Consider the following 15,800-nt stretch of genomic DNA (forward strand, 5'->3'; position numbering starts at 1 on the left):
TCACAGTCTGCCTCAAGGGGGTACGTCCGGCACCCTCCCTGACCCGGAGGGCTAGCCGCGGGCGGTCAGGTCCGCGGAGACGAGCTTCGCCGTCGCCACGATCTCCTGGGCCACCGATGCGAGGTAGGCGTCGGGGTCCGGCTGCGCCGCAACGGACTGGGCCTGCAGGGACACGTTCACGGCAGCCACCACCTTCGATCCGTCGTAGACCGGGGCGGCCACGGACATGAGCCCGAGCTCCAGCTCCTGGTCCAGCAGGCACCAGCCTTGGGCGCGGACTGTATCCAGCACGGCCAGCAGCTCCTTGGCGCTCCCCAGGGCGCGCGGAGTAAGCGGCCTGATCTCGGCCTCCGCAAGGTACGCCTTCAGGTCCGCGGGCGGCAGCCCGGCAAGCAGCACCCGTCCCATGGACGTGGCATACGCCGGGAAGCGGGTCCCCACCGTGATGCCCACGTTCATGATCCGGCGGGTGGTGACCCGCGCGATGTAGGCAATGTCCGTTCCGTCCAGCACCGCAGCGGACGTGGATTCGCCCAGCTTCAGGGACAGTTCCTCCAGGTGCGGCTGGGCCAGTTGGGGCAGCGACAAACCGGAGAGATAGGCGTAGCCCAGCTGGAGCACCTTGGCGGTCAGCGCGAAGGTCTTGCCGTCGGTCCGGACATAGCCCAGCTCCACCAGGGTGTGCAGGAACCGGCGGGCGGTGGCACGCGTGAGACCGGTGCGCCCGGCTACCTCCGTAAGGGTCATGACCGGGTGCTCGGTATCGAAGGCGCGGATCACGGCGAGGCCGCGGGCCAGGGACTGGACGTACTGGTCGCTGGCCTGCGGGGCGCCCGTTACTGCTGCGTCGGTCATGGTTATCAATCCTAGGCGCGGGTGGCGGACTAACCGCTCAGCTGCCGGCGGCGGCCTTCAAGGGAACAGGGACCAGCTCCTGGAGTTCCTCGAGGGTGCAGCCGAATGTCTCGCGGACGGTCACGCCGTCCGGTCCGGTGAGGAAGACCGCCTTGTCCGTGTAAACGCGGGTCACGCAGCCGACGCCGGTGAGCGGGTACGTGCAGGACTCCACGAGCTTGGAGGCGCCTTCGCGGGTCAAGAGGGTCATCATGACGAAGACGTCCTTAGCGCCGGTGGCGAGGTCCATGGCGCCTCCGACGGCGGGGATCGCCCCGGGCGCGCCGGTGTGCCAGTTGGCGAGGTCGCCGGTGACAGATACCTGGAACGCGCCGAGCACGCAGATGTCCAGGTGCCCGCCGCGCATCATCGCAAACGAGTCGGCGTGGTGGAAGTACGAGGCACCGGGGAGCTCCGTGACGGGGATTTTGCCGGCGTTGATGAGGTCATCGTCGATCTGGTCCCCCTTGGCTTCGGGGCCCATGCCGAGCATCCCGTTCTCCGTGTGCAGCGTGATGTTCTGCTCCTCGGTGAGGTAATTGGAGACAAGGGTGGGCTGGCCGATGCCCAGGTTCACAAAGGATCCCGGTGCGATGTCCCGGGCCACCAAGCGGGCGAGGTCGTCCCGGCCCAGCGGGGTGGCGGAGGTCTGGAGGGTTGTTGCGGTGCTCATTGTCAGGCCACCTTCTCGCTCGTGCCGGCGGTGCTGCCGGCGCCCGCGGGGACGCGGACCACTGTGTTGACGTAGATGCCGGGGGTCACCACGTTTTCCGGGTCCAGCCCTCCGGTGGGGACAACCTCCGAGACCTGGACGATGGTCTGCTTAGCCGCGGCGGCCATAATCGGGCCGAAGTTCCGGGCCGTCTTGCGGTACACGAGGTTGCCCTTGCCGTCTGCTTTGAGTGCCTTGATCAGGGCGACGTCGGCGTGGATGGGGGTTTCGAAGACCTGGCCGCGGCCGTCGATGATGCGGGTTTCCTTGCCCTCGGCGAGCATGGTGCCGTAGCCGGTGGGGGTGAAGAACCCCCCGATTCCTGCCCCGGCCGCGCGGATCCGCTCCGCCAGGTTGCCCTGCGGTACCAGCTCCAGTTCGATCTCGCCCGCCTTGTACTTGGCATCAAAGTGCCAGGAATCGGACTGGCGCGGGAAGGAGCAGATCATCTTCTTCACCCGGCCTTCCTTGATCAGCAGGGCCAGGCCCTGGTCGCCCTGCCCGGCGTTGTTGTTCACCACGGTCAGGTCCGTGGCGCCGCACTCGAGCAGCGCGTCGATCAGTTCGAACGGCTGCCCGGCGTTGCCGAACCCGCCGATCATCACGGTGGAGCCGTCCCTGATGCCGGACACGGCCTCCTGGACGGAATCAACAAAAGTCAGCATTTTCCTAGCCCTTCACACCAGCAGTTACGTTTTCGAGCACCACGGCCAGGCCCTGGCCGACGCCGATGCAGATCGCCGCGACTCCCCAGCGCTCCCCGGAGGCCTGCAGGGACCGGGCGAGGGTGCCCAGGATCCGGGTGCCGGACGCACCGAGCGGGTGGCCCATCGCGATCGCGCCGCCGTGCCGGTTCACGATCGAGGGGTCGATGCCCCAGGCGTTGATGCACGCCAGGGACTGCGCGGCGAACGCTTCGTTAAGTTCGACGGCGCCCACCTGGTCCCACCCGATGCCCGCCTTCTCGAGGGCCTTGTTCGCCGCTTCCACCGGCGCGTAGCCGAAGTACTGCGGATCGTTGGCGTGCGCGCCGCGCCCGGCAATCCGGGCCACGGGCTCCAACCCCAGCAGCCCGGCGGCGGCCTCGCTGCCCACCCAGGCTGCGGAGGCGCCGTCGGACAGCGGTGAAGCATTCCCCGCGGTGACCGTGCCACCGCCGTTGGGACCGCCCACTTCGGCGCCTTCGGGCTCATCGCGGAACACGGTCTTCAACGCGGCCAGCTTCTCGGCGGTGGAGCCGGGGCGGATGCCCTCGTCACGGACCAGGTCAGTGCCCGGCACCGGGGCCACCAGGTTGTCATAGAAGCCCTCATCCCACGCCGCGGCGGACAGGTTGTGGGAGTTCGCGGCGAACTCGTCCTGCGCCTGCCGGGTGACCTTGTACTTCTCGCGCAAACGCTCCGTGGCCTCGCCCAGGGAGATGGTCCACTCCTTGGGCATGGCCTTGTTCACCAGCCGCCAGCCCAGCGTGGTGGACGCGAGGGTCATGTCCCCGGCCGGGTACGGCTTCTCCGTCTTGGGCAGCACCCACGGAGCACGGGACATCGACTCTGCCCCGCCTACCAGCATCAGCTCGGCGTCGCCGGCGTTGATCTGGCGCGAAGCAATGATGGCCGCGTCCAGGGAGGACCCGCAGAGCCGGTTCACCGTGGTGCCCGGAATGGAGACCGGCAGGCCGGCCAGCAAGGTGCCCATCCGCGCGATGTTGCGGTTCTCTTCACCGGCGCCGTTCGCGTTACCGAACACCACCTCGTCGATCCGCTCCGGATCCAGTGCCGGGGCGCGCTTCACGGACTCCCTGATCACATGCGCGGCAAGGTCATCCGGACGGACGGCGGCAAGGCCGGAGCCGAACTTGCCGAACGGGGTGCGCACGGCGTCGTACACAAAAGCCTGGTTCATCATGTTCCTCTTGGTTCTGTCTGGCGGGTTTAGTCGGTGTGGGTTGTGTCCAGCTCGCGGAACACCTCTTGGGCTGTCTTGAAAGCTGTGTTGGCGGACGGAACTCCGCAGTAGATGGCGGTCTGGAGCAGGATTTCCTTGATCTCGTCCCTGCTCAGGCCGTTACGCAAAGCGGCGCGGATATGCATGGCCAGCTCTTCCCAGTGCCCGTGCGCCACCATCGCGGTGATGGTGACGGCGGAGCGCATCTGCCGGGTCAGGCCGGGCCGGGTCCAGATGCCTCCCCAGGCGATCCGGGTGATCATGTCCTGGAAGTCGTCCGTGAATTCGTCCTTGTTGGCGTTGGCACGGTCCACGTGCGCATCTCCCAGGACTTCGCGCCGGACCACCATCCCGCCGTCGTAAATTTCCTGGCTGGTGGCGCCGGGCTGGACCACGCCGTGCCGCTCCGCGCCCGCCTGTTCAAAGCTGCTCACTTGGCCTCCTCCTGCGATTCCGCCCACGAGATGAGGCTGCGCATCAGCTCCGCGACATGGCCAGGGGCTTCGGCGGGGGCAAGATGGGCCACGCCCTCCAGCGTGACGGCAGTGGCCGTGCCGCCGCCGGCGGTGATGCCCGCAGCGACTTCCTCGGCGAACGACGGCGGGGCCACCCCGTCCAGCGCCCCGGCTATGACCTGGGTTGGGACCCGGATGCTGCCCAGTTCGTCACGGACGTCAAAGGCCGCAAGGGCCTCGCAGCAGAACGCGTAGCTGAAGCGGTCGGCGTCGCGCAGGGCGTGCAGGAGCCGGCTGCTGAGTTCGGGCTCGCGCTCCATGAAGCCCGGCGCGAACCAGCGCTCAGCCGAGCCCTGGATCATCACCGGTGTGCCCTGGCTGCGGACGGTTTCCGCGCGCTCCAGCCATCCCTCCGGAGTGCCCAGCTTGGCGCCGCTGCACTGCACGGACAGGCTCTTGAGCCGTTCTCCGTGCTTGATTCCCAGCTGGAGGCCGGTGGCGCCGCCCAGGGAGACGCCGGCGTAGTGGAAGGACGCGCCGGGGGCAATGGAATCCACAAGGTCCACCACGGCGTCAGCCAGCGCCGCGACGTCGAACGTTTCGGTGGCGGCGGGCGAGACGCCGTGGCCGGGCAGGTCCCAGGCCACCACGTCGTAGTCGTTGCCCAGCACGGAGGCCGTGCGGTTCCACAGAATAGTGGAGGTACCCAGTGACGGCCCCACCACCACCAGCGGGCGGTCTCCAAGGGGTCGCTGGGGTGACAGCAGCGCTGCCTTCAGCGCAGGTTTAGCCACGGGAAGCTCCATTCGCATCGGTCTCGGCAGAAGAATTGGCGGCAAATTGCGGGTAGGCGGCGAGGATCCGGCGGGCGATGCCGGCGGCTTCGCCGAGGTAGCTGGCCGGGTTGAGGAGTTCCTCCAGCCGAACGTCGGTCAGCACCCTCGCGGGGACAGCCTCACGAAGCAGCTTGCGGTAGGTGGCGGCCTGCTCCGCGGGCGCTGCCTGCAGGGTCTGGTCCACCACGGCCTGCAGTTGCTGCTTCCCGCTCAGTCCCTCCCGCTCGGCAAGCAGCGGGGCCACAGCGGCGCCCACGCCTTCGGCCAGGAGCAGCGGACCGGCGAGGTCCAGGTTGCGGCGCATGGCATCCGGGAAGACCTGCAGCCCCTCGGCAAGTTCGCGCACGTGGCCGGCCGCGCCGAGTGCCAGTGCCAGGAGCTGCCGGAGCGCAGGCCATTCAATGTGCCAGGCAGCGTCCGGGCGTTCGTCGTTGAAATTGGCGGCAGCCAGGTGCAGCTGGCCTGCCAGGCCCGGAGCCTGCAGCGCGGCGCTGCGGACCAGCACGGAGAGCACGGGGTTCTGCTTCTGCGGCATGGCGGAGGAGACGCCCCTGCCCGCGGCCCGCGGTTCGGCCAGTTCGCCCACCTCCGGCCGGCTCAGGAACAGGACGTCGGCGGCGATCTTGCCGAAGGCATCCAGCACCGCGGCCAGCCCGTGGCCCAGGGACGTGACCGCCAACCTGTTGGTGTGCCAGGGCGCGGCCGCCGGGGCGAGGCCCAGTTGGGATGCCAGGGCGTCCGCCAGGCTGAAGGGCGTGGCGTGGGAACCGGCCGTGAGAACGGTTCCGGCGGCGAGCGTGCCTGCCGCCCCGCCGAACTGGGCGGGAAACTGCAGTCCCTCCAGCAGCCGCCCGGCAGCGGCCAGGCCATGGAACCATTGCGCAGCCCGCAGCCCAAACGTGAACGGCAGCGAATGCTGGGTCAGGCTCCTGCCCACGCACAACGTGTCCGCATGGTGCTCCGCCAACGTTGCGAGCGCCGCCGTCGTTCCCCTGAGATCGGCCAGCAGCGCCTCAACGGTGTTCCGGGCCACCAGCATCAGCGCACTGTCCAGCACGTCCTGGCTGGTCAGCGACGTATGGACTGCTTTCCCGGCGCCAATACCGTTGCTGTCCAGCGCCTGGACGTTCTTCCGAAGGTCCGCCAGCAAGGGGATCACGGGGTTGCCGCCGCCCTGTGCCCGGCGGGCGATGTCCGCGGGATCGTAGCGGCCCGCCTCGGCAGCGGAAGCGACGACGGCGGCCGCACCGGCAGGCGCGAGTCCGGCGTTTTCCAGCACGGCCGCCCAGCCGGCCTCGACGGCGAGGATCGCGGCCAGCACGGCGCGGTCCCCTGTCAGCGCCGCTACCAGGGGCGACGCCGAGACCGGACTGAGCAGGCCGGCATCATTCACTGGAAGTCCAGGAAGACTGTCTCGCCCTCGCCCTGGAGGCGGACATCCCAGGTAAGCCCGCCGTCGGGGTCGCGGCGCGCGATCAGCGTCCTGCGCCGCTCAGGGTCCAATGAGCTGAGCAGCGGGTCGTTGGCCAGCGCATCGGTGTCTTCAGGGAGGTAGATCCGGGTGAACAGCCGGTTGGTGAGGCCGCGCGCGAAAATGGCCACCGAAATGAACGGTGCCGCCCCCGGCCTGGTGGGGCCGGGATTCACTGTGGTGAAGGTGAAGACACCGGTGTTGCCCACGGCGCCGCGGCCCCACCCGGTAAAGGTGTAGCCGTCCCGGACCAGGGAGCCGGTCTTCTGGACCACCTTGCCCTCGGCGTCCGGCTGCCAGATTTCCAGGATGGCGTCCGGGATGGTGTGGCCCGCGCCATCGTAGACGGTGCCTTGCAGGCGGATGGATCCCGGCGAGCCGGGTGCCAGGAGTTCATTGTCCTTCTCGAACGGCAAGGCGTAGCCGTAAAACGGGCCGACGGTCTGGCCGGGCGTGGGGATGAGTTTGGTGGGGTTGCTCATGTGCCTGTCTGCCTATTCCTCGTCGCCTGCTGCACCAAGTGCTTCATTTTCCGTCCAGGTCCGCTTGGGGCCGGTCAGGATGATGTCCCAGTTGTAGCCGAGCGCCCATTCGGGCTCCGTGATGCTGTGATCGTACGTTGCCACCAGCCGGTCGCGGGCGTCCTGGTCCACGATGGTCTGGTAGATGGGGTCCAGCGGGAAGAGCTGGTCCCCGGGGAAGTACATCTGGGTGATGATGCGCTGGGTGAACTCGGTGCCGAACAGGGAGAAGTGGATGTGCGCGGGGCGCCAGGCGTTCAGGTGGTTCTTCCATGGGTACGCGCCGGGCTTGATGGTGATGAACCGGTAGGAGCCGTCCGGGCCGGTGATGCAGCGGCCGATGCCCGTGAAGTTGGGATCGATCGGCGCGGGATGCTGGTCACGCTTGTGGATGTAGCGGCCGGAGGCGTTGGCCTGCCAGATCTCCACCAGCTGGCCTGCCACCGGGCGGCCGTCGCCGTCCAGGACCTTGCCGGTCACGATGATCCGTTCACCTTGGGGCTCGCCGTTGTGCTGGATGGTGAGGTCGGACTCGAGTGCGTGCACGTCCTGGTGGCCGAACGCCGGCGAGTAGAGCTCGATGGTTTCCGGGTCCGCGTGCTGCAGGCTCTTGGTGGGGTGGCGCAGGATGCTGGAGCGGTAGGGCGGGTAGTCCAGCCGGGGCTGGGTCTCGGCGGGCGCACCGTCTTTCAGCGCGCGGGCGTAGGCCTCGCCCAGGGCGCTGATCTCGGCACTGAGGTCAGCCTGGGTTTCGATGGCACGGTCCAGCGGCAGGTGTGCTGCCTTCGGCTCGGCGGGCGGTACAGACTCGTCCGTTTCAAGCTGGGCGTTGGTTTCTTCCGGCACGGCTGGCTCCTTTCTGGTTTTTCGATTGATCGGTTGGTGGTGCTTGGCGTGCTGCTCAGGTGCGGTGCAGCGAGTCGTACTGGACTGCGTGGCGGACGGGGGCGTTGGGCGCCCCGTACCCGTCATAGCCGCCGCGGCGTTCCACCACCTCAAAGAACACACTGCCTACCGTGGCGGTGTAGAAGTGGAGGAATTCGCCCTCGGCATCCCGGTCGTAGAGGAGGTTGAGCTCCTTGAGGGTGGCCAGGAATCCCGGATCGAGGTCGAAGCGGGCGTCCAGGTCCTCGTAGTAATTGGCCGGAATCTGCAGGAAATCCAGCCCCCGGCCCCGCGCGGCCCTGGCGGCAGCCACGAGGTCGTCAACGGCGAAGGCGATGTGCTCCTGGTACGTCTTCCGGGCTTCGTTCTGCGCCTGCTGAATCGGGGCGAGGTTCAGGACGAGCCGCACGGCGCCGTCGGAGGTCTGCATGACCTGCGAGCGCACCAGCCCGCTGGGGCTGGGCACCTCGGCGAAGGGCTGGGGTTCCAGTGCCAGGGCGCTGGTGTAGAAGAGGACGGCCTCGTCGAAGTGCTGCCAGGGCTGGGCGAGGTTGACGTGGTCGATCACCGCGTTCTGCGACTGCCGCGGATGCTCAAGGCCCTCCCCGAATTCACGGGTCCAGGCAGCGGTGCCGCCGGGACTGCCCTGGCACAGGAAGATCTCGGTGGAGTCGGGGGCGGAGATTCCCTGGAACACTTCCTCGTCGGCCTGGACCTTGCGGGCCACCACGGGCGCCTTGAGCTGCTGGGCCCGGGCTGAGGCAATCACGGGCGAATCGACGTCGAACCCCAGCGCAGCGATGGCGGGCTCGGCGTGCTGCGCGGCCTGCTCGTTGATGATCACGCGCGCCTGGCCCATGGTCCACAGCTGGACGTCCTTGGTGCGGTGCCGGCCCTCGAACGCGAAGCCAAGCTGGCCCAGGAGTTTTTCCAGCTGCGCGGTGTCGTCCGCCTTGACCTCCGCGAAGTTGAAACCGGCGGGTTCACTCACCTTGGGCAGCGTGGCCAGTTCCATGGGATAACGACGGCGGGGCGCGGCTGCGGGGCCGGCTGCGGCACCCGCGGAGGTGCTTGCCAGCCAGGTGGCGCTCTGCTCCTCCAGCCAGATCAGCGAACGCATGGCATCCACGGCCGTGCGCTCGACGTCCGACTGGCGGAAGACGTCATTGAACACTTCCAGGGACACGGGGCCGGAGTAGCCGGCCCGGACCACGTGGCCCATGAATTTGGCGAGCTCGAACTGGCCCTCGCCCGGGAAGACGCGGTAGTGGCGGCTCCAGGAGAGGACGTCCATGGAGAGCTTGGGGGCGTCCGCCACCTGGACAAAGAAGATCTTTTCGGGGTTGAACGCCTCGATGTGCGAGGTGTCCCAGTCGCGGGACAGGATGTGGAAGGAATCCAGGCAGGTGCCGAAGTTGGGGTGGTCCACCATCTCCACCAGCTTGTACGCGTGCTCGTAGTCGTTGACGTACTTGCCCCAGGCCAGGGCCTCGTAGGCCACCTTGACGCCGTGGTCCCCGGCCAGTTCCGCAAGTTCGGCAAGCTGGGAGGCGCGGAGGCCGTCGTCGTCGATTGTTGCCGTGGCCACGTTCGAGCAGACCAGGACGGTGTCCATGCCCAGGCGGGACATCAGCTTGAACTTTGCCTCGGCCCGGCGGAGGTTGGCTTTGAGCAGGTCCGGCGTGACGCCGTCGAAATCCCGGAACGGCTGGTAGAGGTCCAGCCCCAAGCCCAGGTCCGCGGCCATCTTCCGCACGTCCTCGGGGCTCAGCGGCGAGGTGACCAGGTCCTGCTCGAAAATCTCAATGCCGTCGAAACCCGCGATTGCGCAGGCCTGCATCTTTTCCTTCAGTGTGCCGGAGAGGCAGACCGTGGCGATTCCGGTGCGCATCAGGCGGCCACCTCCTCGGCAGCCACGAGCTCCAGGAAGTGGGAGCGCATGCGGTCCGGATCGGCGTGGAGGCCGGTGAAGATACGGAAGGCGTCGGCAGCCTGGCCTACGGCCATCCGGCCGCCGTCCAGGACCTCGCAGCCCTTGGCGCGGGCAGCTCGGACCAGTTCGGTGTCGATGGGGCGGTACACAATGTCAGCCACCCAGTGGCGGGGCTCCAGCAGGTCCAGGTCCAGGGGGACGCCGGGGTGGGCGGCCATGCCCACCGGGGTGCAGTGCACCAGGCCGTCGGCCAGCCGCATCAGCTGCGGCAGCTCCGCCGTCGTCCGTGCCGCCACGGTGCTGTCCGGGAAGAACCCGGCCAGCTCCTCCGCGCGTGCGGCGCCGCGGGCGGCGTCCATGTCCACGAGGTCCAGGTGCCGGACCCCGGCACTGAGCAGCGCATAGGCCACGGCGGATCCCGCGCCGCCGGCACCGAGCTGGACCACGCGGTCCAGTTTGGCGCCTGGAAGCCCGGAGGCCAGTGCCGCGGCAAAGCCGGAAAAGTCGGTGTTGTGGCCGATGAAGCGGCCGTCCTCGATCACCACGGTGTTGACGGCGCCCAGCCGGCGGGCGTCCGGGGACACCTCGTCCAGGTGCTGCAGGACCAGCTGCTTGCAGGGGTGGGTGATGTTGAGTCCGTTGAAGCCAAGGTCCCGTGCGCTCTTCAGGAGCTCTCCCACGGATTCCCCGGAAAGGCCCAGTTCCAGCAGGTCGATGGGCCGGTAAAGGTAGCGCAGGCCCTGCACGTCCCCTTCCCGTTCGTGCATGGGCGGGGTGAGTGACGGCATCACGCCGTCGCCGACCAGTCCCACGAGGTAGGACTCAGTTCGATTACTCATCCGTGCAGCTCCTTTGGTACGGCACCGGCGGCCGCTCTGGGCGGCAGGTCCGGTGCTGGAAAATACGATACAACAAATGTTCACTCTTCGCACTCATGTTCGTAATACGAACATGAGAGGATGTTCCGGCAGGAATCAGCGCTGCGGGAGCCTGGCTGACAGCTCGGCGGCAGCCTCCTGCAGCAACGGCACATGCGCAACAAGCTGCTCCACGCTCAGGCGAAAGACCGGCACGGCCGTTGCCAGTGAAGCAAACGCATAACCCTGCGAGTTGAAGACCGGAACAGCGACAGCACGCATGCCCAGTTCGTTCTCCTCATCCATCACGGCGTAGCCACGGTTACGGACCTGCTCGATTTCGGCCCGGAAGGCATCCCTGTCCGTGATGGAGAACTTGGTCAGGGGCTCAAGCTCCAACTCCTCCACCAGGCGCTGCCGCTCGGCGTCCTCAGCGAATGCCACCAATGCCTTGCCCACGGACGTCGTGTGCAGGGAGCCCAGGTGGCCGGGGTCGCTGGTGACGCGGAACGTCTGCGGGCCGTCCACCTTGTTCACCGTGAGGTGGTGATGGCCGTCGCGGACACTCAGGATGGTGGCCTCGCCAGTCTGTTCCGTGACGCGCCGGAGGACAGGGAGCGCCGCACCCGCGAAGCCGTGGTGGTTGGAGACGCGCTGGCCCAGCTGGAAGATCCGCAGGCCGAGGTGGTACCGGCGGCCGTCCGGCTCATAGTCAACGAACCCGTCCCGGGTCAGCGAGCCCAGCAGGCGGTAGGTGGTGCTGAAGGGCAGGTCTGCGCGCCGGGAGATTTCCGCGGCACTCGCGCCGCGGGGTTCATCCCCCAGAAGGACCAGGAGGCCCAGGGCCTTGCCCACCATGTCGGTGCGGTCCGCCTTGGCCGGCCTGGCGTCGGCTTTGATATCGACAGCTGCATCATCGTCAGCTGTGGTTTGATTCACACTCATAAGTCGATGTTGCCACAATGTGAGAGCTATTTCTAGATGGTGATTATTTTCTTGACAGGTGACAGCCCTCACAGTCATCATTGCTGTATCGCACAAGTAGCTCTCACAATGTGGCTACTCGTCCGGGTCTTCTATCGGACTCCAGCCGCAACGCGCCCCGCCCGCACCAAGGCAGCGGCGGCTGCGACCCCCAGATCCATCCGCGACAATGTCGTCACACAAAGGAACTCCATGAGCCAGACACTTCCGTCCGCCGGAACGGACACTGCCACCCACGGCCGTACACCCAAGAAAGCAGCCGTCGCCAGCTTCCTGGGCAGCGCCGTCGAATACTACGACTTCTTCATCTTCGGCTCCGCTGCTGCACTGATCTTCCCCACGGTCTTCTTCCCCGACGCCGATGCCAACGCCGCCATCATGTCGTTCGCAACCTTTGGCTTCGCCTACGTGGCCCGTCCCGTGGGCGCCGTCATCCTGGGGCACTTCGGTGACAGGGTGGGACGCCGGAAGGTCCTCATGTTCACCCTCCTGCTCATGGGTGCCTCCACCTTCCTGATCGGCTGCCTGCCGGACTTCAACACCGTCGGCTGGTGGGCTCCCGCCCTGCTGGTGCTCGCCCGGCTGTGCCAGGGCCTCTCCGCGGCCGGTGAGCAGGCAGGCGCCTCCTCCATGACACTGGAGCACGCACCGGACAACCGCCGCTCCTTCTTCACCTCCTGGACCCTCACCGGCACCCAGGGCGGCCAGATCCTCGCCGCCCTCGTCTTCATCCCCGTCCTGGCACTTCCGGACGAGATCAAGTACGGCATCGGCTGGCGCATCCCCTTCTGGCTCAGCGCCGTCGTGGTTGTTGTTGCGTTCATCATCCGCCGCACCCTGCACGAGCCCCCGGCCTTCGAGGAAGCCCAGAAGTCCGCCCAGATCTCCAAGCTCCCGGTTGCCGACCTGCTCAAGGGCCACTGGCGCGACGTCCTCCGCGTCATCTGCTGCGCCTTCATCGCCGCCGTCTCCACCGTGTTCGGAACCCTGGCCATCAGCTACGCCAAGACAGTTGCCGGCGTGGACGGCACCACCACCCTGTGGCTCGTCGTCGGCGCCAACCTCGTTGCACTGGGCACCCAGCCGCTGTTCGGCATGCTGGCGGACAAGATCGGCCGCAAGCCCGTGTTCATCTACGGCGCCGTGGCCAGTGCCGCGCTGACACCCGTCTTCCTGCTCAGCCTGGAGTCCGGCAGTGTCCCGCTGATGTTCCTGGCCGCCATCGGCATGTTCTCCTGCGGCTATGCAGCCTCCAACGCCGTCTGGCCGTCTTTCTACGCGGAAATGTTCAGCACCAAGGTGCGTTTCTCCGGCCTGGCCATCGGCACCCAGCTGGGCTTCCTGATGGCAGGCTTCGCACCGGCCATCGTGGCCGCGATGGGCGGCATCAAGCCCGGCGGCTGGGTCCAGATCAGCATCTTCACCGCAGTGATCGCCGGCATCGCAGCCATCTCCGCGCTGACGGCGAAGGAATCGTACAAGATCCCCACGCAGCAGCTCGGCCTGAAGTAACAGCCAGCCGGGCCGGCGGCACACACTCCGGCCCGGGATTCAGCCCGGAAAGCCCGCCATTCCCCAAATGGCGGGCTTTCCCCGTAGAAAAATGGGCTGCCTTGGGCAGCGGGCTGCCGAAACCTAGGGCCGGCCGGTCTCCAGTACCGACACCAGGTCGAAGCTGACCGGCTCCTCCAGCTGGGCGTAGGTGCACGATTCGGGATCACGGTCCGGCCGCCAGCGGTTGAACTGGGCGGTGTGCCGGAACCGGTCCCCCTCCATATGGTCGTACCGGACCTCCACCACCAGTTCCGGACGCAGCGGCACGAAGGACAGGTCCTTGCCGGCGCTCCAGCGGCTGCCTTCGGCGTTCCGCGGGGTCCGCTCGCCTTCCTCCTGCTTGGCCCAGGCCCACGGATGGTTATCAAAATCGGTCACCAGCTGCTGGAGCTGTTCATACAGTTCCCGGCGGCGCTTCATGGGGAACGCGCCGATCACGCCCACGCTGGCCAGGCCGCCGTCGTCCTTGTACAGGCCCAGCAGCAGCGACCCGATGGCGTCGGGCCCGCTCTTGTGCAGCCGGTAGCCTGCCACCACGCAGTCCGCAGTCCGCTCGTGCTTCGTCTTGAACATGACCCGCTTGTCCGGCTCGTACCGGCCCTCGAGCCGTTTGGCCACCACCCCGTCCAGGCCGGCGCCCTCGAACTGCTCGAACCACCGTTGCGCAGTGTCCTTGTCTGTTGTGGCGGCCGTGAGATGCACCGGCGCCTTGCTCGCCGCGAGCGCCTTCTCCAGGGCTGCGCGCCGCTCCGTGAAGGGCCTGTCCATATAGCTGTCATCGCCAAGGGCCAGCAGGTCGAACGCCACGAAAGAGGCGGGCGTCTGCTCTGCCAGCAGCCTGACCCTGCTCGCTGCCGGATGGATGCGCTGCTGGAGGGCGTCGAAATCCAGCCGGTCGCCGGAAGGCCCGATCAGGACGATTTCACCGTCCACCACGCACCGCGGCGGCAGGTTTTCCTTAAGCGCCTCCACCAGCTCGGGAAAGTAGCGCGTCATCGGCTTTTCGTTGCGGCTGCCGATCTCCACGTCATCGCCGTCGCGGAAGATGATGGACCGGAACCCGTCCCACTTCGGCTCATAGCTGAGGTCGCCTTCGGGGATGCCGCTGACGGCCTTGGCGAGCATGGGCGGGACGGGCGGCATCACGGGAAGTTCCATGCTGCCCATTCTTGCCCGGCAACCGCCGCCCGCGATAGGCCAGGGGCCCCGTTGGTCCGGTGCAGCACCCGTCCATCGACCTATTCTGGATACATGTACCTGGTGTGGAGCGTACTGGGCGGGTGATGCCATGCCCGCTCCTGCGGCGCGGACCGCCTTGGGCGAATTCCTGCGCCTTTGGTTTCTCGGATACGCGGGCCCGTCCCGCCTCGCAGACCGGCTGCAGCAAAAACAGGGGTATGTGTGGGGCGTCGCGGCGCAGTCACTCCGCGGCGTCCTTGATTCGTTGCTCGTCTATCTCCCGGTCACCCTGCTCCACCGGATTCCCCCCATGCAGCCTTTTATCCCGGGGATCCCTCCCCAGGAGTATTACCTCTTCCTCACGGTCGCAACGCCGTTTGTCCTGGTTCTCCAGACCTTCCTGGTGGCGGGCTTCATTCACCTGGCACTGCGTGTGCTTGGCCGGCCAAGCCAGCTCGGACTTATCGTGAATATTGCCGGGTTCGCTGCCCTTGTGGTTGGTGCGGTGCTTATACCTTGGGACTGGATGTGGTTCGCCCTCGGTGCTGCCAACCAGTACCTCCTGGGGATTACGCCTTGCTATGGCTGTGATGCGCTCACCCTTCTAGCGGGTACTTAGCCGGCCAGGAGCCAAACGATGAGGATCAGCGCCGGGGCCGCCGCCGCCGTCGAAAGCAGGATTGTTTCGCGTGCCACCGCCACTCCCCGCCCGTATTTGCTGGCAAACAGGAACACGTTCTGGGCCGACGGAAGCGCCGCCATCAGCACCACGCCAAGGAGCATGGGCTGGTCCAGGTTGAAGGCAAAGCGGCCGACGGCGTACGCCACCGCCGGCATCACCGCGGACTTCAGGAGGGTGGCGGTGAGTATCTCCGCCTTGTTCCCGCCGCTTTGCAGCATTCTGGTGCCGTGCAGGGACATGCCGAAGGCCAGCAGGACCACGGGAACGGCCGCCCCGCCCAGGAGCTCCAGCGGCGCCATCACCGGGTCCGGAAGTTCCACGTTGAATGCCGCCAGGACCACACCCAGCAGGGACGCGATGATCATGGGGTTCCGGAACGGCTGCGTCACCAGCAGCCGCGGCGACACCCGGCCGGCCGCGGAGAAGTCCAGCAGGGTGAGGACCAGCGGGGCGAACAGGAGCAGCTGGACCAGCAGCACCGGTGCCACGGGGGTGGCATCACCCAGGGCATACAGGGTGATGGGGATGCCGATGTTGTTGGCGTTGACGTAGGAACTGGCCATCGCTCCCACGGCAGTCTCGGCCAGCGGCCGCCGGAACCACAGGCGGCTGGCCAGCACATACAGGAAGGCGGTGGCGGCCGCCGTCAGCAGGGCAAGCGGCACGTAGGCGGAAAACACCACTGTGAGGTCCGATTCAAGCACTACGGTGAACAGCAGGACGGGGTTGGTGATGAAGAAGGCCGTGCGCGTCAGCGCCGAGACCGTGGGCTCCCCGCCCAGGCCGCACCGCGCGGCGATGTACCCCACGGCAATGACGACGCCGATCACCGCCAGCCCGATCAGCACACCGCCCACAAGGGGTACTTCCTTCCCGTTCCGCCGCCTGCGCAG

Annotated in this window: 16 protein-coding genes; 2 read left to right on the plus strand and 14 right to left on the minus strand. The window is 67.4% G+C overall.

Annotated features, from left to right (window positions below; translation table 11 throughout):
* Positions 1-51: 51 nt before the first annotated feature.
* From ASPHE3_RS19170 to ASPHE3_RS19225, 12 genes are all read right to left on the minus strand, one after another.
* A complete protein-coding gene (locus ASPHE3_RS19170) occupies positions 52-855 on the minus strand; it encodes an IclR family transcriptional regulator domain-containing protein (RefSeq protein WP_013602846.1) in 804 nt (267 codons plus the stop codon).
* 37 nt (positions 856-892) lie between these two features.
* Positions 893-1,567, minus strand: a complete 675-nt coding sequence (locus ASPHE3_RS19175) for a 3-oxoacid CoA-transferase subunit B (RefSeq protein WP_013602847.1) — start codon at positions 1,565-1,567, stop codon at positions 893-895.
* Between the two features lie 2 nt (positions 1,568-1,569).
* Positions 1,570-2,271, minus strand: a complete 702-nt coding sequence (locus tag ASPHE3_RS19180; RefSeq protein ID WP_013602848.1) for a 3-oxoacid CoA-transferase subunit A — start codon at positions 2,269-2,271, stop codon at positions 1,570-1,572.
* 4 nt (positions 2,272-2,275) lie between these two features.
* Positions 2,276-3,508 (minus strand): thiolase family protein, encoded by a 1,233-nt coding sequence (locus tag ASPHE3_RS19185; protein ID WP_013602849.1) that lies wholly within the window; start codon positions 3,506-3,508, stop codon positions 2,276-2,278.
* A gap of 29 nt (positions 3,509-3,537) precedes the next feature.
* Positions 3,538-3,984 (minus strand): 4-carboxymuconolactone decarboxylase, encoded by a 447-nt coding sequence (gene pcaC / locus ASPHE3_RS19190; protein WP_013602850.1) that lies wholly within the window; start codon positions 3,982-3,984, stop codon positions 3,538-3,540.
* Entirely contained in the window at positions 3,981-4,799 is an 819-nt protein-coding gene (locus tag ASPHE3_RS19195; protein ID WP_013602851.1) for an alpha/beta fold hydrolase, read from the minus strand. The genes pcaC and ASPHE3_RS19195 overlap by 4 nt, the downstream gene beginning before the upstream one ends.
* Complete coding sequence (locus ASPHE3_RS19200; RefSeq protein WP_013602852.1) at positions 4,792-6,234, minus strand: lyase family protein; 1,443 nt, start codon at positions 6,232-6,234, stop codon at positions 4,792-4,794. The genes ASPHE3_RS19195 and ASPHE3_RS19200 overlap by 8 nt, the downstream gene beginning before the upstream one ends.
* On the minus strand, positions 6,231-6,794 hold the full coding sequence (gene pcaG / locus ASPHE3_RS19205; protein ID WP_013602853.1) for a protocatechuate 3,4-dioxygenase subunit alpha: 564 nt from the start codon (positions 6,792-6,794) through the stop codon (positions 6,231-6,233). Before pcaG ends, ASPHE3_RS19200 begins: the two co-directional genes overlap by 4 nt.
* 12 nt (positions 6,795-6,806) lie before the next feature.
* Complete coding sequence (gene pcaH, locus ASPHE3_RS19210; RefSeq protein ID WP_013602854.1) at positions 6,807-7,679, minus strand: protocatechuate 3,4-dioxygenase subunit beta; 873 nt, start codon at positions 7,677-7,679, stop codon at positions 6,807-6,809.
* 55 nt (positions 7,680-7,734) lie between these two features.
* On the minus strand, positions 7,735-9,609 hold the full coding sequence (locus ASPHE3_RS19215) for a bifunctional sugar phosphate isomerase/epimerase/4-hydroxyphenylpyruvate dioxygenase family protein (RefSeq protein ID WP_013602855.1): 1,875 nt from the start codon (positions 9,607-9,609) through the stop codon (positions 7,735-7,737).
* Positions 9,609-10,490: a shikimate dehydrogenase gene (locus ASPHE3_RS19220; protein WP_013602856.1), complete on the minus strand. Its 882-nt coding sequence runs from the start codon at positions 10,488-10,490 to the stop codon at positions 9,609-9,611. The genes ASPHE3_RS19215 and ASPHE3_RS19220 overlap by 1 nt, the downstream gene beginning before the upstream one ends.
* Positions 10,491-10,625: 135 nt before the next feature.
* Entirely contained in the window at positions 10,626-11,453 is an 828-nt protein-coding gene (locus tag ASPHE3_RS19225; RefSeq protein WP_013602857.1) for an IclR family transcriptional regulator, read from the minus strand.
* Between the two features lie 231 nt (positions 11,454-11,684).
* Here ASPHE3_RS19225 and ASPHE3_RS19230 point away from each other — a divergent pair, with 231 nt between their 5' ends.
* Positions 11,685-13,004, plus strand: a complete 1,320-nt coding sequence (locus tag ASPHE3_RS19230; protein WP_013602858.1) for an MFS transporter — start codon at positions 11,685-11,687, stop codon at positions 13,002-13,004.
* A gap of 123 nt (positions 13,005-13,127) precedes the next feature.
* Here the strand turns inward: ASPHE3_RS19230 and ASPHE3_RS19235 are convergent, their stop codons facing one another.
* Positions 13,128-14,204, minus strand: coding sequence for an ATP-dependent DNA ligase (locus tag ASPHE3_RS19235; RefSeq protein ID WP_013602859.1), 1,077 nt, complete (start codon positions 14,202-14,204; stop codon positions 13,128-13,130).
* Between the two features lie 130 nt (positions 14,205-14,334).
* Here ASPHE3_RS19235 and ASPHE3_RS19240 point away from each other — a divergent pair, with 130 nt between their 5' ends.
* Positions 14,335-14,844, plus strand: a complete 510-nt coding sequence (locus tag ASPHE3_RS19240; RefSeq protein ID WP_013602860.1) for a hypothetical protein — start codon at positions 14,335-14,337, stop codon at positions 14,842-14,844.
* Here the strand turns inward: ASPHE3_RS19240 and ASPHE3_RS19245 are convergent.
* The gene (locus ASPHE3_RS19245; protein ID WP_013602861.1) at positions 14,841-15,764 is read right to left on the minus strand and encodes an AEC family transporter; all 924 of its coding nucleotides are present in this window, start codon (positions 15,762-15,764) and stop codon (positions 14,841-14,843) included. The genes ASPHE3_RS19240 and ASPHE3_RS19245 overlap by 4 nt on opposite strands.
* Between the last annotated feature and the right edge of the window lie 36 nt (positions 15,765-15,800).

The sequence above is a fragment of the Pseudarthrobacter phenanthrenivorans Sphe3 genome (assembly GCF_000189535.1).
GTDB lineage: Bacteria > Actinomycetota > Actinomycetes > Actinomycetales > Micrococcaceae > Arthrobacter > Arthrobacter phenanthrenivorans.

Coding starts and splice junctions, on each gene's coding strand:
- ASPHE3_RS19215 (WP_013602855.1), bottom strand. CDS start 9,609: ATGCGCACCGGAATCGCCACGGTCTGCCTCTCCGGCACACTGAAGGAA.
- ASPHE3_RS19170 (WP_013602846.1), bottom strand. CDS start 855: ATGACCGACGCAGCAGTAACGGGCGCCCCGCAGGCCAGCGACCAGTAC.
- pcaG (WP_013602853.1), bottom strand. CDS start 6,794: ATGAGCAACCCCACCAAACTCATCCCCACGCCCGGCCAGACCGTCGGC.
- ASPHE3_RS19180 (WP_013602848.1), bottom strand. CDS start 2,271: ATGCTGACTTTTGTTGATTCCGTCCAGGAGGCCGTGTCCGGCATCAGG.
- ASPHE3_RS19240 (WP_013602860.1), top strand. CDS start 14,335: ATGCCCGCTCCTGCGGCGCGGACCGCCTTGGGCGAATTCCTGCGCCTT.
- ASPHE3_RS19175 (WP_013602847.1), bottom strand. CDS start 1,567: ATGAGCACCGCAACAACCCTCCAGACCTCCGCCACCCCGCTGGGCCGG.
- ASPHE3_RS19230 (WP_013602858.1), top strand. CDS start 11,685: ATGAGCCAGACACTTCCGTCCGCCGGAACGGACACTGCCACCCACGGC.
- ASPHE3_RS19225 (WP_013602857.1), bottom strand. CDS start 11,453: ATGAGTGTGAATCAAACCACAGCTGACGATGATGCAGCTGTCGATATC.
- ASPHE3_RS19220 (WP_013602856.1), bottom strand. CDS start 10,490: ATGAGTAATCGAACTGAGTCCTACCTCGTGGGACTGGTCGGCGACGGC.
- ASPHE3_RS19235 (WP_013602859.1), bottom strand. CDS start 14,204: ATGGAACTTCCCGTGATGCCGCCCGTCCCGCCCATGCTCGCCAAGGCC.
- ASPHE3_RS19185 (WP_013602849.1), bottom strand. CDS start 3,508: ATGAACCAGGCTTTTGTGTACGACGCCGTGCGCACCCCGTTCGGCAAG.